Genomic DNA, 15,055 nt, shown 5'->3' on the forward strand with positions numbered 1-15,055 from the left:
GGGTTTCACGGAGTTTCACCCAACCTACGGTGTTGGGTTGCGTACCTCCACCCAATTGACGGTGTTGGGTTTCACGGAGTTTCACCCAACCTACTGCTAAAAGGCAAATTTCTGGGTCCAGTAGTTGTTCAAATTAAAACTTCCAGTGTCATTGGCGAGGAAGTAGTGACCAATACCAATTTGGGTATAACTGGGATTGAGGATATTCTCGCGGTGTCCTGGGCTATCCATCCACCCCTCAACAACAGATTCTGGTGTACGATGACCTGCGGCAATATTTTCTCCGACCCCAGATGTAAATCCTACGGCTCGGGCGCGGTCACTGGGGCTAGAACCATCAAGCCCAGTATGACTAAAGAAATCTTGCCGCGCCATGTTGGTGCTATGGTTTCGTGCGGCTTGGTTTAATAGGGGGTTCAAAGATAAGGGCTGTAAACCCGCCTGGGCGCGTTCTTGGTTGACCAGTTGTAGCACCTGTTGCTCAAAGACTTGGTTATGTCCATCATCAGAATGATCTGTGGTTGTGTTTTGAATGGATATTCTGCCACCGATAAAGTCATTGGTACTAATAGATGAAATGCTGACATTATTTAATGTGGCTAATACGCCACCATTTTCGAGAATTTCGGTGGTGAAAGGGTCTAAGGCTTGAACTACTAATTGTCTCGCGCCATTAGGAACAATGATTTTATCAACTCCCGGCTGGAAGTCAGTAATTAGGTCCCGGTCAGCAGTTGATGAAGCTAGGATAAATTGATTAGCGCCTCCCCCTCCTGTTAAGGTATCCAAGCCTTTATCGCCGGATATCAGGCTATTTCCCGGACCTCCAATAATCACATCATTACCAGCGCCGCCATAAAGACTATCGTTTCCCGACCCTCCAATTAGGGTATCATTACCCAAATTACCGAATAGGAGATTATTACCGCCACCTGCTTCTAATAAGTCATTATCCTTACCACCAAAAAGGGTATCATTGCCACCGCCTCCAATAATGGTGTCATTGCCTTGGTTTCCGTAGAAAATGCGTCCGGTATTATCATTCACTGCATAATCATTTCCCGCCAACAGAGCGATCGCATCTGGAAAAGGTGAGGATCTAAAATAGGAAAGCTGTTCTGGGGGAAGTTCAGACATGATAATTCTGTCATTCCCAGGAGTAGCTATACCTAGGTCTAATCCGTTTTCGGTGATGATGTCAAAAAGCATGATTCCATGTAGATGATGGTTGCCAATTTTTTCTATGGTAGATGATTTTTGGGAAAGTGGCTAGGAGTTTACAAATAATTACATATAGTGATAATTCTTAGCATAATTTAATTTTAATTTTGACTCCCTTCAGACAATTACAGCCTGTTCATAAATCATCTGATCACTTCTCAAAGTCCCTCTCCCTCTCTGGGAGAGGGATTTAGGGTGAGGGCAATGTATTAAGCGACTGGTGAACAAGCTGTAATATTGTCTAGGCGGGTTTAGATATTTTTAAAAGCTACAAATACTTTGACAAATAGATGGTAAAATCGCGGATAAATTCCTATTTTATGGGGGTTGCAGCGATAGACAAAAAAGGCGATCGCGCTTCGAGCGCGATCGCCCAGATATGTTGTCGGAAGCCAGAAATGTGGTCAATCGAATCAGAAGGCATGGGAGGGTTTCATAATTGTTGCCTAATAGACAACAACTCTTTTTTTAGTCTTTTTGGGAAAGCAGACACTGACAAAATCGAGAAGCACCCCGATTAAGGGCTTGTTCTGCAGCCATAGTTAGGGTTTGAGTCTGTGAACCGATCGCCGGAGTGCTACTGGCGACCCCAAAACTGAGTAATCTTTGGGAATAAATCGACACTTGGCTAAGTTGTCCAATTTGTTCCTGGATAGTATCCACTAGGCGCACCGCCCATCGAGTATTGGTAGAAGGCAATAATACCGCAAATTCTGCCTGTTGATAACGAGCAACCAAACCGTGAGGGTGGGTGACAGTATGTTTAATGATTTTGGCAACATTACGCAAACATTGATCAGCGGCGTTGTCACCCTGTTGCTCTCGGTATTGTTCCCAATCTTCAACGCGCGATAAAATCAGAGATAGCGGCGCTTGTTCCTCCATCATTCGCTGCCATTGGCGACTGAGATAATCATTAAACCCATGACGGCTTACCAGTCCGGTGAGACTGTCGATGATGTCAAGTTGCTGGAGTTTGCGGTTAGACTCTTCTAGCTGGTGGTAGAGTTCGGCTTGATAAATGGCGATCGACAGTTGATTGGCAAAACCATGGATCAGTTTCAGGTCGGACTCTTGCCACTGATAACCGGGGTCAGTCATCACTAGGCTTAAACTTCCCCATAAACGACTGCGACTATACAGCGGAATTGGTAGCCACCCCCCTGGACAGCTTTGTAGGAAGTCTTGAATGGTGGCTTCATCTTGGGAATTGGGGACCTTCAGGGTTAGCGATCGCAACACTGACCGTAATTCCGACCCCACCTGTTTAGTGTAGGTTTTACCCGAATTAGATGGGATTTTAGCCAATATAGAATTAGTCGGTTGTCGATATTCAGCCCTATTTAACCATGATTTGCCTTGGGCAATAAACTGCACAATTTGCACCGACTCGACTTTAAAAATTTTCCCCAGTTCAGTCACTGCCATCTGAAATATCCGCTCTAAATTCAGGGAATTTCGGATCACTTGGGTTAACCTTTCCATGGCTTCTTCCCGTTGTGATTGTTTCTTGATGGCATCTTCCATCACTTTTTGGGAACTGGTGTCAATGGCAATGCAGAGATTTCCTTCAAACTGGTTTTCTTCATCAAATAGGGGACGCACCGACAGTGTTACCCAAACCGATTTTCCTAAACGGTGTCGCAGACTCAGATTATATTTCTCTTCGCGATCGCCTGGGTGATTTTGGTGAGCGATCGCCGAAAATGCTGGGTGTCTCTCATCCATAAATTTCCACAGAGATTTACCAATCATCTCTTCCGGAATATATCCCAGGATTTCTGCCATTTTCGGATTAACAAATGCCGTCTTCGTCTGGCGATCCAAAATCCAAATTCCCGCCGCCGTGGTCTGGAGGGTTCCCCGAGAGACTTGATCCCGACTCAGTTGCTCTGTGTTTATGGTGCTAACATCTACAGGTTCGGTCACAGTAGCCATTTGCCGACTTTGCTCAATTAGTGGCATTTCCTGATGACAGTTCATACAAAAGCCAATTTTCTTATGGGCGATAATATGAATGAGAAGCGGCTCAGAACAGCACGGACACAAATACTTATCCATCATTCTGGTTTACCTCAATTTTTATTAGCTTTTTGTTATTATTAAACGGTCTTTCTTTTAGGATAAGTTGGTTTTTCCGACTTTGTTCCTTAGTGATACAAATCTTGATATAACAGTAGATACAGCCCTGCTATGATGGGCTATTCCCTAGACGAAATATCTCCATCTTTACCTGGCTAATGGCCCACCCATCAGTTGCTCCCTTCAGGGACTCTACAAAACTACATAGCCATAACTACTCCAACGAATCCCGGCTTTAGTTAAGTTTCCCTGATGTATTGAGGCAAAAACTTTTGATTTTCCAAAGATTGATAAATTTTTGTTGATAACTTCTCTCAAAAACTTGACGACAGGATGCGGGTTAGAGTATCATCATATAAATCGCTGCCAAGGCTTTGCTGTGTCTATACGCCAAAAAAGCAGCTAAAACCCTGATTATATCGCCCCTCATAAAATTATCCGAGTAAAATTTAAAAATCCCGATGCACGAGTTTTTGAGGAAAAAGCGATCGCCCCAAATCCGCCTCTTGACAAAAACGACATTTTGTGCATATACCCTGAACGATCCGCGCCTAGGGTGCGTCAAACTGTATCATGAGCGGTCATAAATGCCATAAATTCATAAAGTCCCATGAGTCTTGCTCAACAATACACCCTAGCCCAAGCCATAAGCCAATCAGGAGTCGGACTCCATAGCGGTGAAATCACCACCGTAAAAATTCTGCCAGCCACCAGAGGCGGAAGGCACTTTGTCCGAGTTGACCTACCGGAATGCCCAATAATTACAGCCAGTTGTGAATCAGTAAGGTCTACCACCCTATCAACAGAACTGGGAAATAGTGATAGCGCCAGTATTCGCACCGTAGAACACCTGTTATCTGCCCTCACCGCAGGGGGAGTCAGTCACGCACGCATAGAAGTTAACGGACCAGAATTGCCCCTATTAGACGGCTCCGCCAAACCGTGGTCAGAAGCCATAGCAGCAGCCGGGCTGAAAGAAATTGAACCACAGCCTAGTGCACCCCTCAATCAAGAAATCTCTGTGCGTCAGGGAGATGCCTTCGTGATGGCTATACCCTCCACCGAAACCCGATTTACCTACGGCATTGATTTTGAAGTGGCGGCTATCGGGAACCAGTGGCATAGTTGGAGTCCCGATGAGCAAAACTTTATCACAGAAATTGCCCCCGCCCGGACTTTCACCCTAGCCTCACAGATAGAAGCCCTACAAAAAGCTGGATTAATCAAGGGAGGAAGCCTAGATAATGCGATCGTCTGTTCCCATTCGGGTTGGATAAATCCGCCCCTAAGATTTGCAAATGAGCCAGCGCGTCATAAAATCTTAGACTTAGTAGGAGATCTCAGTTTACTGGGAACTATCCCACTCGCCCACTATCTCGCCTATAAAGCTGGTCATCACTTGCACGTCGAGTTAGTGCGCCGCATTAGCCAAACCCCTACCAACAGCAACGTTTAATATTTAAAGAATGTCCACAGTTAACACGACCGCCGATCTTCAGGATAACAACAACTCACAATTAGCACCGGAAAACACTTTAGCGATCGCAGAAATCCAAAAACTGCTACCCCACCGCTATCCTTTCGCCCTAGTCGATCGCATTATCGAGTATATTCCCGGAGAACGAGCAACCGGAATTAAAAATGTCACCATCAACGAACCCCACTTTCAGGGACACTTCCCCGGTCGGCCAATTATGCCTGGGGTGCTAATCGTAGAAGCCATGGCTCAAGTCGGCGGCATTGTACTGACCCAACTGCCAGACATGGAAGGTAAACTATTCCTATTTGCGGGAATTGATAAAGTCCGCTTTCGTCGCCCAGTAGTTCCCGGCGACCAGTTAATCATGCGAGTACAACTACTGTCCGTCAAACGCCGTCGTTTTGCTTATATGCAAGCAGCCGCCGAAGTTGATGGGCTAAGAACCTGTGAAGGAGAACTAATGTTTTCCCTGGTAGACTAAAGCCTAAACTTTAAACTGGACCAATGGAATTACACCAGATCAGGTTCAGGAATTGCCACAGTTCCGTATAATTGCGGCAGCAAACCAATTTGGTCAATCAGTAACATATTTGATTTCCATGACCACTTTAATCCACCCGACAGCAGTGATCGAGCCTGGTGCTCAGTTGCACCCGACCGTGCGGGTGGGTGCATACGCCGTTATTGGAGAAAACGTAAAAATCGGCCCTGGTACTACCATTGGCCCCCATGCCGTCATTCAAGGATGGACAGAAATAGGAGCCAGAAACCAGATATTTCCGGGGGCTGCTATTGGGTTGGAAACCCAGGATTTAAAATACGAGGGGGCGGTGAGTTTTGTTACCATTGGCGACGACAACCGCATTCGGGAATATGTGACCATTAACCGGGCTACCTACGCCGGAGAAGCTACCAAAATTGGCAATGGTAATCTACTTATGGCTTATGTTCATGTGGGCCATAACTGTACCATTGAGGATGGAGTGGTAATTGCCAACGGGGTAGCTTTGGCGGGTCATGTTCATATTGAGTCTAAAGCACGGTTGAGCGGCGTTTTGGGAGTCCATCAGTTCGTCCGCATTGGTCAGTTTTCTATGGTTGGAGGTATGAGTCGCATTGACCGCGACGTACCACCATTTATGTTAGTGGAAGGCAACCCGTCCCGAGTGCGATCGCTTAATTCTGTCGGTCTTAAACGCGCGGGTTTGACTAATGAGGAGTTGGGACTAATTAAAAAGGCATTTCGGATTTTATACCGCACCCCACACCGTCTCTCAGAAGCGATCGCTCAATTGGAACAACTCCCCCAAAATTCCTATCTTGACCATTTGATTAATTTTGTCCGTCTCTCACTCACACCGGAAAGGCGCGGTCTTATTCCGGGAAAACGGGTCACACCAGAAGCGCCATGAGGATTTTTATTAGCACCGGGGAGGTTTCAGGAGATATGCAGGCGGCGCTATTGGTAGCAGCCTTGCGCCGACAAGCCGAAATTAAAGGTTATAGCTTGGAAATTACCGCTTTGGGAGGGCCGCAAACCGCAGCCGCCGGAGCCAAATTGTTGGGGGATACTACCGCTATTGGTGCGGTCGGAATTTGGGAGTCTTTGCCCTATTTTATCCCTACATTGCAAATGCAGGCTAGGGTCAGGCGTTATCTGCAAGAAAACCCTGTCGATGTCGCTATTTTAATTGATTACATGGGACCTAATATCGGTATCGGTAATCTGATTAAAGGCAGATTCCCCGAGATTCCCATTATCTATTATATTGCCCCCCAGGAGTGGGTTTGGTCTATGGGATCGCGCAATACTAATCAAATCGTCAATTTTAGCGATCGCATCCTTGCCATTTTTCCCCAGGAAGCCCGCTATTTTGCCGCTAAAGGCGCGAAAGTGACCTGGGTAGGGCATCCGCTTATTGACCGGATTACAGCCTACCCCAGCCGCCACCAAGCCCGGGAAAATTTGGGTATTGCTACTGAGGAAATAGCGATCGCCTTACTTCCCGCTTCCCGACAGCAGGAAATTCGCTATTTAATGCCCATTATATTTCAAGCCGCCGCCACTCTTCAGGCTCAGTTTCCATTGGTGCGTTTTTGGATTCCATTATCTTTAGAAAAGTATCGGGCAGATATTGAACGGGGTATTTTACAATATAATCTCCGGGCTTCTTTAGTAGAAAATAAAACTGATGTACTAGCCGGCGCTGATTTGGCGATCGCCAAGTCAGGTACCGTTAACCTTGAATTAGCTTTACTGGAAGTTCCCCAAGTTGTCGTTTATCGAGTGAGTCAAATTACCGCTTGGGTCGCTCGTCACCTTCTCCATTTTTCCATCCCCTTTATGGCTCCTCCCAATTTAGTCCAAATGAAGGAAATTGTGCCAGAATTGCTACAAGATGAAGTTACACCAGAAGCCATTGTCAACCAGGTTATCCAACTTTTTCCCAACTCCACCAAACGAGAACAAATGTTAACTGAATATCGACAAATGCGCCAGGTATTGGGGGGAGAAGGAGCAGGCGATCGGGCAGCCATAGAAATTTTAAATGCTGGTAAAACTTGAGGTATCCGAGGTAAATTTATGCAAATCATTAAAGTTTATGTTGGCGGCTTATTTGGAATTTTTAACCACGAAATTCCTGTTAATTTAAATGATAGAATGACCATCATTCACGGCCCTAATGGCTTTGGCAAAACCGTGATTTTGAAACTACTTAACGGCTTATTTAATTGCCAGTATTCAGAATTAATAAATCTTCCCTTTGAAACTTTTAAAGTAGAATTTGATGATGGTAATTCTCTGGAAATCGATAAAAAAACAGGCAGACAAGACCAATCAAATACCATCAGGTTTAATTTTTCTAAAAATTCCGAAACCTTTATTTTAGACAAGTCCCAAATCAATGATATTGATGAAATTTCTATCAGTGACTTGGACTATCTAATTCCTGAACTTATGCGGGTTGGTCCTCAAAGGTGGCGATACTTACCCACGGAAGAAATGCTCTCAATATCAGACATTGTAGATAGGTTCCCAGATTTATTGAGAGGTATTAAATGTGAACAACAACCTGAGTGGCTACAAGATTTACAGAGGCAGATTAATGTCAGACTTATAGAATCACAAAGACTCCTCAATATTGCCTCTAATTATGAACGCAGAATCGCTTATAAAAGATTATCTGATTTATCAACAGTATCCGTATATTCCCGTGAATTAGCGCAAAAAATGCAACACAAATTTACTGAATATGGCACAATATCTCAATCTCTCGATAGAACCTTTCCCCTCAGAGTGGTTCAGCAGCAGCCATCAACTTACTTAACAGATGAGCAACTTTATGATAAATTAGACCATCTTGATAAAATGCGATCGCGACTTATGGAAGTGGGTTTGTTGAATCAAGATGAAAGTTCAGAAGTTGATATTCATCCACCATCTATAGACGAAACAACCAAAAACATCTTATCTGTTTATGTAGAAGACATGGATAAAAAACTAAGTGTTTTCGATGATATAGCAGACAAAATTGATTTGTTTCGTAAAATAATTAACAAAAAGTTCGCCTATTCTTATAAAAATATTGGCTTTAGTAAAGACCAAGGATTTATTTTTACATCATCCTATAAATCATCATTATCTGAATATAAACAAGTTTTCAATAATGAACTTTGCCCAACGGATTTATCATCAGGCGAACAACATGAGTTAATCCTTATATATGAATTACTATTTAAAGTTAAACCCGATTCTTTAGTATTAATAGATGAACCAGAATTATCCCTTCATGTTGGCTGGCAAGTTGAGTTTATCAAAGACTTGCAAGAAATCACTAAACTCGCCAAACTCAATATTGTAATGGCTACTCATTCTCCAGATATCATTCAAGACCGTTGGGATTTGACAGTGGAACTCCAGGGACCCAAATGAGAGAGTTTATTTCCGTAGACCGTGAGGTTAATAAAGTCCGCCTATTGCGAAGTACATTTAAAGGTACTTTTCTGTTAGTTGAAGGTCATACTGACAGGATTTTTTATAATTGGCTTATTGATAAATCAGTTTGTCAATCTGTCATCATTGCTGGTAAGCCATCTAACAAGCAGCTTGTTATTGATGTTCTCCAAAAACTCGAAAATTCAGATTTTCCAGGAGTTGTAGCAATTGTTGACGCTGATTTTGATCACTTAATTGATGATTTACCCAGTTATAGTTCTAATTTACTTAGGACAGATACCCACGACCTAGAAACCATGTTATTAAACTCTCTAGCCTTTAATAAAGTCTTGGATGAATTTGGTTCAGAATCAAAAATATCTAGCTTTCCGGGAGATATTAGGGAGGTTTTACTAGCAGCCGGAAAGCCTGTCGGATATTTGCGTTGGATTTCCCAGACGGAAGGATTAAACTTAACTTTTCAGGGTATTGATTTTAGTAAGTTTGTTGATAAAAATCAAATCAAGATTGCCTACGAAAAGCTAATTGATGTTGTGAAAAATAAATCCCAAAAGTCCTATCTAAGCACTCCAGATATTATCTCTAAAATAACGAATTTAAATAGTCAAAGTGACGATCCTTGGCAAATTTGTTGTGGTCATGATTTAGTAGAAATATTGTCTTTGGCTTTATGCAAAGCAATTGGTTCTCATAATTCCCAGGATGTTAAACCTGAGATAATCGATCGCAGTCTGCGACTTGCTTACGAAAAAGCCTACTTTTATAAAACCCACCTCTACTCTGAAATTTGCCGTTGGGAAAGGGATAACCAACCCTTTAGAATTTTAGAACCACCAGCCTAAAATCTTGATATTAGGTGCTTAATATAATCGGACATATCCCCACAACTATCATACAGGAAACCCAGAAATTAAATACAGCCTGTCAATTATAAAATGGAGGGGACAGTTTAGGAGAGTTGCCAACAACCCAACTAATTGTCCCCAGGTGTAGTTAATGTCAAGTTAACCTAACTTTGTTCTCTCAAAGTTCCGGTGCGAACAGCGAAACCTTGATTTTGACCATTGCGGCGTAATTCCAATCGTAATTGATGACCTACTCCCGTTTGTTCAACCAACTGTTGAACCTCCGCTGCGTCCCGAATGATTTGACCATTAATTTGAGAAATCACATCACCCACTCGGAGTCCAGCCTGAGCCGCTGGAGAATTAGGAACCACACGGACAACTAACACCCCTTGGTCTGTATCAACCTTTAAACCACTGTTGGGATCATTATTAATATTCTGCTTAACTTCGGGGTTTAAACTCACCATTTGAATACCCAAAAATGGATGATCAACGTGACCATTAGCCACAATTTGATCAGCGATATTCCCAACCCGATTAATCGGAATAGCAAAACCTAAACCCTGTGCGCCTTGGATAATAGCCGTGTTCATACCAATGACCTCACCATTTTGATTAAGTAAAGGTCCCCCCGAATTACCCGGATTAATCGCCGCATCAGTTTGAATAAAACTCACCCGTTTATCCGGTGCGCCAATAGAGCCACTAGAGCGACCGGTAGCACTAATAATACCCATGGTGACAGTGTTTTCTAAGCCTAGGGGATTACCAATAGCGATCGCCATTTCTCCCGGTCTCAATCGGTCAGAATTACCCAAACTCACAGTTGGGAGATTTTGCGCCGGAATTTTCACCACAGCCACATCAGTCACCGGGTCAGTTCCCAACACTTCCCCATCAAACTGGCGACCATCGCGCAAAGTCACCCGCACTCGGGTGGCTCCCTCCACCACATGAGCATTAGTCAAAATCCGACCATCAGAACCCACAATAAAACCGGAACCCGAACCCTGAACAACTCGCCGCCCCGGACCACTAGGGAGTCGTTGGCCAAAAAACCGTCGGAAGAACGGGTCATTAAACACATCAGGAATCTGAGTTTCTACAGTTCTGGCTGTATCAATTTGAACCACTGCTGCTCCCACCCGCTCCACCACAGCACTGACTACATTAGGATTTTGTGCCAAAACGTGACCCGGAGAAACCATCCCAGGGTTCATATCTGCCGCTCCACTGTTAGTTTCACCGGTACTTTCACGGGAAGAACCAGCATTAGGAGTAAGGGAAACAACACCAAAAGTAAGCCCCGCACCCAACAAAAGCATCGATAAATAAGCCACAGGCTGAATAGGACGCACAGAGGATTTTAGAGAATCTTGCATCGTTAACACTCCCATTAATCGCTTGATAGTTCTTAGATTAAATGAGAGATTTGGCGAAGTTGTAGCATTGATATGACATCTCTGTGAACGACCAGCACCAACCCCGCTACAGGAGCGGTTATCAAAAATTATCCCTGGACAGCAATTATGGTAAACTAGGAAACTGCGAGACATCCCACCTCACCTGGCGGGATATCTATAAACAAGACAGCCCTCCTGCTTACCTTCTAGGTAAATGGTAGGGTTGCTCTCAAGGCAACCATTGGGGGAAAATATCAACTGTCCTCGATTTTGAGGTATTTTGTCAATTCCCTTGACTATTGGCTACCTATTCTAGCTATCCGGTTTACCGACACGCTAATGATGCGGCCCCCAAACACATCCCAATTTGGCAATATTTTACTGGTTGACGATAAACCGGATAACTTGCGACTGCTTTCCCAAATGTTGACGGAGCAGGGCTACAATGTCAGGAGAGTGACCAAAGGAAAAATGGCCTTGATTACGGCTAAAGCGTCACCTCCTGATTTGGTGCTACTAGATATCAAAATGCCTGATATGGACGGTTATGAGGTTTGTTTGCAACTGAAAGCTGATGAAATTACGGCAGAAATTCCGGTGATTTTTATGAGCGCTTTAGATGAACTTCCTGATCAAGTCAAGGCTTTTACTATAGGTGGAGTAGATTATATTACTAAGCCTTTTCAGGTAGAAGAAGTCCTAGTGCGAGTCAAAACTCAAATACGTCGCCAAGCCGAACACTTAGCCAGGGAAGCCCAACGAGAACGAGCCTTAGCCTAAGTGATTGATAAAATCAGGCGCACCTTAGATATTAACACAATTTTGGCTACAGCTACCGCCGAAGTCCGTCAACTTTTGAACGCCGACAGAGTGGCTATATTTAGCTTTCATCCCCTCTCTAATTACCGGGATGGTAATTTTGTCTCGGAAGATGTTTTACCTGAGTTTGAATCAGCTTTAAATTGGCAAGTTCATGATTCTTGTTTCGCCAATTCATTTGTGGAGGAATACAAAAACTCCCGCATTCAATCCATTGCTGATATTTATGAAGCAAATTTAGACCCTTGCTATATTCAACTTTTGGCTAAGTTTTAGGTGAGAGAAAATTTGGTAATTCCCAGGCAAAAAGGGAGCCATCTCTGGGGTTTACTATGTATTCATCAATGCTCATATTCTCGCAATTGGAAAAGTTCTGAGGTCGAATTTGTACAGAAAATAGCCCTACAATTGGTGGTGGCTTTGCCACAAGCATAATTGCTCACCCAGGCGCAGAAACAATCCCCAGAACAAACCAAAGCCGCTCAACAGGAAAGGACTTTATCTAGGTGAATTGAAACCATACGCCCAACCCTGGATATGGATATGATTTGGAGGGCTACTGCTCAAGCTGTGCGCCAAATTCTCAGATGCGATCGCGTTGTGGTTTACCGACTTTTACCCCAAGGAAACGGCCAGTTTTTGTTTGAGTCGGTAGCCCCAAACTGCCCCCAGTTTATCAATATGACTGACCCTAATACTTGGTTGTCTTGGCATTGGAAAGAGACCCAAGGAAATCTCAATCAAGTTTATAATCAACAGGCAGTTAATGATATTTACAAATCCACCCTTTCTAATTCTCATCAAGTCCTCATCGATGAATTTATGATTAGATCCTATATGATTACTCCCGTATTTTTAGGCTAAACTCAATGGGGAATGATTGCCGCCTATCAACACAATTTCCCCAGAGAGTGGATGCATCGAGAAGTGAGTCTATTAGCTCAAATTGCCAATCAATTAGGTGTCGCTCTCCAACAAGTAGAACTGATGAAACAGTTACATAAAGCCAAAGAAACCTCTGATGCGGCTAATCGAGCTAAAAGTGAATTTCTCACCAAAATTAGTCATGAGTTACGCACTCCTTTAAATGCTATCTTAGGCTTTACCCAAATTCTGGCTAGGGATGAACAGTTAAATTTAGCTCAACAGGAATATATCAAAATTATTGGTCGTTCGTGAGAGCATCTGTTAGAACTGATTAACGATGTCCTAGAAATGTCGAAAATTGAAGGGGGTCGCATTACGTTTAATCAAATCAGTTTTGACCTTTACTATCTTCTGAGAAACTTACACGAAATGCTGGGTTTAAGAAGTAAAACTAAGGGCTTAAAATTAGAGTTTCAGGTGCATCATAATTTTGTCCCCTATGTGAAAACCGATGAAAATAAACTGCGACAAGTTTTGATTAATTTATTGGGAAATGCCATTAAGTTTACGGAATCAGGACGAGTGACCCTGCGAGTTCAGTCTCAGAACTATGAAACCCCTGATCTAACTGTCCTCAGTTTTGAGGTGGAAGATACCGGACTAGGAATTGCTCCCGATGAAATTGATATGCTATTTAAACCATTTGGGCAAACTGAAACGGGTCATAAGTCTAATGAAGGGACGGGTTTAGGATTACCAATTAGCCAGAAATTTGTACAAATGATGGGCGGCGAAATTGAGATTATCAGCGAGGTGGGAAAGGGTACAATAGTCAGATTTACCATTTTCGTACAAGCAGCAGACCCTCAAGAAATCCCGGCTCAACCTATCCAAAAACGGGTGATTGCTTTAGCTGACGGACAACCATCTTATCGGATTTTGGTGGTAGAAGATGCCCAAGAAAATCGCCAGGTACTGGTCTGTTTACTGTCTAAGGTGGGTTTTGAGGTGCAGGCGGCTGAGAATGGCTTAGAAGCGATTAAAATGTGCGCTCAGTGGCAACCTGATTTGGTCTGGATGGATATGAGAATGCCAGTTATGGATGGTTTGGAAGCTACTAAACAGATTAAAGCCACGATACCACCAGATCGCGCCCCTATCATTATCGCTCTGACAGCTCATGCTTTTGAAGAGGAGCGATCGCAAATTTTAGCTATGGGTTGTGATGATTTTGTCAGTAAACCCTTTCGAGAAGCAGTGATTTTTGATAAGATGGCTCAATACTTAGGGGTGCGCTATCTATACGAAGGAAGTCCTGTAGAGGATGTATCATTAACTTCCGATCTGCAAAACCAGCCTGCTGTCCCCCTTGACAGGGACTCCCTGCAAGTGATGCCGACGACTTGGATAGAGCAACTACATCAAGCGGTTTTGTGTACCAACGAACCGGAAATTCTAGCCTTGATTGCTGAAATTCCAGAGTATCATGGCGCTTGGGCTGATTTATTAAAGGGATGGGCTGATAATTTTGAATTTGACCGAATTTTGGCTTTTATTACCGGAAACCCAGATCTTTGAGCGGTTAAGTTCCAAATATCATCTTGGATTTGCGGAACAAGGATGCCAAAATAGGAACAAAGGATATGGTGAGATGTAGCATCCAGGAGTGTCAATGAATAGCAATCACAAAATTTTAGCAGTTACTAGACCAAACAAACCCCCTGAGCCTAGTTCCGAATCGCCCACTACCAACACCCAAGAACATTCTCGGTCTACTGGGACTGTCAAACACATTCCTAGTCGCACCGTGAAACCTTCAAAACCCATTAAACATAAGCCGAAAGTGGCGGTGAAACTTCCCCAGGCTGACAATTCTGAGGGTGAGGTGTTTGTGGTCGGAGATCATATTCTGGTCAGAGCGCCTTGGGGACTGTGGGCACGGGCAGAAATTAAGACTTTCTATCAAAGTAGTCCAGATACTGTCATGGCTCATTTTATACCAAAAGAAGAACGCACAAACTGGACTTGGATGGGTGGTTTAATTCGCTCTGATTTGTTGAAACGAGCCAATCCAGACTCGTAGGGATTTTGGCGATTTTCTCCCTGTTATCGTAAATTCAGTTTCTGGGAACCGGATTAAACCCCCACCGCCATACCTTGGGAATATAAAACGGTTCCCGCCACCCCGCAGACAAGATGAATTTGGGCCAGTAACTCAAGGATCTGGAAGCGAATGGGTGTAGGCTGCATCGCAAGGCAATCATTGCTACAGTAAAGAGCATGATTTAATCTCAAATTAGGTTAATATTTTAGGGCAATAGGGTATAATAAGCGAGAAGAGTTGAGGATAAACCTATTGCCAGATATGTCAAACCCA

14 protein-coding genes and 1 pseudogene are annotated in these 15,055 nt (G+C 43.6%); 12 read left to right on the top strand and 3 right to left on the bottom strand.

What is annotated here, in order from left to right; translation table 11 throughout:
- Nucleotides 1-96: 96 nt before the first annotated feature.
- Together P5683_RS17490 and P5683_RS17495 are read right to left on the bottom strand one after the other, a co-directional pair.
- A complete protein-coding gene (locus P5683_RS17490) occupies nt 97-1,209 on the bottom strand; it encodes a CAP domain-containing protein (protein WP_006669223.1) in 1,113 nt (370 codons plus the stop codon).
- Nucleotides 1,210-1,689: 480 nt separating this feature from the next.
- Nucleotides 1,690-3,285, bottom strand: coding sequence for a diguanylate cyclase domain-containing protein (locus tag P5683_RS17495; RefSeq protein ID WP_006624129.1), 1,596 nt, complete (start codon nt 3,283-3,285; stop codon nt 1,690-1,692).
- A gap of 628 nt (nt 3,286-3,913) precedes the next feature.
- Between P5683_RS17495 and lpxC the strand changes: the two genes are divergently transcribed.
- The 6 genes from lpxC to P5683_RS17525 all read left to right on the top strand — a co-directional run bounded on the left by lpxC (nt 3,914) and on the right by P5683_RS17525 (nt 9,583).
- Nucleotides 3,914-4,759, top strand: a complete 846-nt coding sequence (lpxC, locus tag P5683_RS17500) for a UDP-3-O-acyl-N-acetylglucosamine deacetylase (protein WP_006624127.1) — start codon at nt 3,914-3,916, stop codon at nt 4,757-4,759.
- Between the two features lie 10 nt (nt 4,760-4,769).
- Nucleotides 4,770-5,264 (top strand): 3-hydroxyacyl-ACP dehydratase FabZ, encoded by a 495-nt coding sequence (gene fabZ / locus P5683_RS17505; RefSeq protein ID WP_006624126.1) that lies wholly within the window; start codon nt 4,770-4,772, stop codon nt 5,262-5,264.
- 118 nt (nt 5,265-5,382) lie between these two features.
- Nucleotides 5,383-6,195 (top strand): acyl-ACP--UDP-N-acetylglucosamine O-acyltransferase, encoded by an 813-nt coding sequence (lpxA, locus tag P5683_RS17510; protein WP_006617111.1) that lies wholly within the window; start codon nt 5,383-5,385, stop codon nt 6,193-6,195.
- The gene (gene lpxB, locus P5683_RS17515; protein WP_315640703.1) at nt 6,192-7,349 is read left to right on the top strand and encodes a lipid-A-disaccharide synthase; all 1,158 of its coding nucleotides are present in this window, start codon (nt 6,192-6,194) and stop codon (nt 7,347-7,349) included. Before lpxA ends, lpxB begins: the two co-directional genes overlap by 4 nt.
- An 18-nt stretch (nt 7,350-7,367) precedes the next feature.
- On the top strand, nt 7,368-8,717 hold the full coding sequence (locus tag P5683_RS17520; protein WP_315640701.1) for an AAA family ATPase: 1,350 nt from the start codon (nt 7,368-7,370) through the stop codon (nt 8,715-8,717).
- Nucleotides 8,714-9,583, top strand: coding sequence for a DUF4435 domain-containing protein (locus P5683_RS17525; RefSeq protein WP_315640699.1), 870 nt, complete (start codon nt 8,714-8,716; stop codon nt 9,581-9,583). The genes P5683_RS17520 and P5683_RS17525 overlap by 4 nt, the downstream gene beginning before the upstream one ends.
- A gap of 167 nt (nt 9,584-9,750) precedes the next feature.
- Here the strand turns inward: P5683_RS17525 and P5683_RS17530 are convergent, their stop codons facing one another.
- Nucleotides 9,751-10,971 carry an HhoA/HhoB/HtrA family serine endopeptidase gene (locus P5683_RS17530; RefSeq protein WP_006669221.1) on the bottom strand — a complete coding sequence of 407 codons (1,221 nt, stop codon included), beginning with the start codon at nt 10,969-10,971 and terminating at the stop codon, nt 9,751-9,753.
- Between the two features lie 360 nt (nt 10,972-11,331).
- Here P5683_RS17530 and P5683_RS17535 point away from each other — a divergent pair, with 360 nt between their 5' ends.
- From P5683_RS17535 to P5683_RS17560, 6 genes and pseudogenes are all read left to right on the top strand, one after another.
- Nucleotides 11,332-11,772, top strand: a complete 441-nt coding sequence (locus P5683_RS17535) for a response regulator (RefSeq protein WP_006617108.1) — start codon at nt 11,332-11,334, stop codon at nt 11,770-11,772.
- Nucleotides 11,773-12,246 (top strand): annotated as a pseudogene (locus tag P5683_RS17540) (GAF domain-containing protein). It abuts the gene before it with no gap.
- Between the two features lie 102 nt (nt 12,247-12,348).
- Nucleotides 12,349-12,675, top strand: a complete 327-nt coding sequence (locus P5683_RS17545) for a GAF domain-containing protein (RefSeq protein ID WP_008052980.1) — start codon at nt 12,349-12,351, stop codon at nt 12,673-12,675.
- A 12-nt stretch (nt 12,676-12,687) separates the two neighbouring features.
- On the top strand, nt 12,688-12,990 hold the full coding sequence (locus tag P5683_RS17550) for a histidine kinase dimerization/phospho-acceptor domain-containing protein (protein WP_006624115.1): 303 nt from the start codon (nt 12,688-12,690) through the stop codon (nt 12,988-12,990).
- A gap of 36 nt (nt 12,991-13,026) precedes the next feature.
- Complete coding sequence (locus P5683_RS17555) at nt 13,027-14,256, top strand: ATP-binding protein (protein WP_006624114.1); 1,230 nt, start codon at nt 13,027-13,029, stop codon at nt 14,254-14,256.
- A gap of 94 nt (nt 14,257-14,350) precedes the next feature.
- Entirely contained in the window at nt 14,351-14,761 is a 411-nt protein-coding gene (locus tag P5683_RS17560; protein WP_006624113.1) for a hypothetical protein, read from the top strand.
- Nucleotides 14,762-15,055: the final 294 nt, after the last annotated feature.

The organism is Limnospira sp. PMC 1279.21, from assembly GCF_032349615.1.
Classification (GTDB): domain Bacteria; phylum Cyanobacteriota; class Cyanobacteriia; order Cyanobacteriales; family Microcoleaceae; genus Limnospira; species Limnospira fusiformis.

Coding starts and splice junctions, on each gene's coding strand:
- P5683_RS17490 (WP_006669223.1), bottom strand. CDS start 1,209: ATGCTTTTTGACATCATCACCGAAAACGGATTAGACCTAGGTATAGCT.
- P5683_RS17495 (WP_006624129.1), bottom strand. CDS start 3,285: ATGATGGATAAGTATTTGTGTCCGTGCTGTTCTGAGCCGCTTCTCATT.
- lpxC (WP_006624127.1), top strand. CDS start 3,914: ATGAGTCTTGCTCAACAATACACCCTAGCCCAAGCCATAAGCCAATCA.
- fabZ (WP_006624126.1), top strand. CDS start 4,770: ATGTCCACAGTTAACACGACCGCCGATCTTCAGGATAACAACAACTCA.
- lpxA (WP_006617111.1), top strand. CDS start 5,383: ATGACCACTTTAATCCACCCGACAGCAGTGATCGAGCCTGGTGCTCAG.
- lpxB (WP_315640703.1), top strand. CDS start 6,192: ATGAGGATTTTTATTAGCACCGGGGAGGTTTCAGGAGATATGCAGGCG.
- P5683_RS17520 (WP_315640701.1), top strand. CDS start 7,368: ATGCAAATCATTAAAGTTTATGTTGGCGGCTTATTTGGAATTTTTAAC.
- P5683_RS17525 (WP_315640699.1), top strand. CDS start 8,714: ATGAGAGAGTTTATTTCCGTAGACCGTGAGGTTAATAAAGTCCGCCTA.
- P5683_RS17530 (WP_006669221.1), bottom strand. CDS start 10,971: ATGCAAGATTCTCTAAAATCCTCTGTGCGTCCTATTCAGCCTGTGGCT.
- P5683_RS17535 (WP_006617108.1), top strand. CDS start 11,332: ATGATGCGGCCCCCAAACACATCCCAATTTGGCAATATTTTACTGGTT.
- P5683_RS17545 (WP_008052980.1), top strand. CDS start 12,349: ATGGATATGATTTGGAGGGCTACTGCTCAAGCTGTGCGCCAAATTCTC.
- P5683_RS17550 (WP_006624115.1), top strand. CDS start 12,688: ATGATTGCCGCCTATCAACACAATTTCCCCAGAGAGTGGATGCATCGA.
- P5683_RS17555 (WP_006624114.1), top strand. CDS start 13,027: ATGTCGAAAATTGAAGGGGGTCGCATTACGTTTAATCAAATCAGTTTT.
- P5683_RS17560 (WP_006624113.1), top strand. CDS start 14,351: ATGAATAGCAATCACAAAATTTTAGCAGTTACTAGACCAAACAAACCC.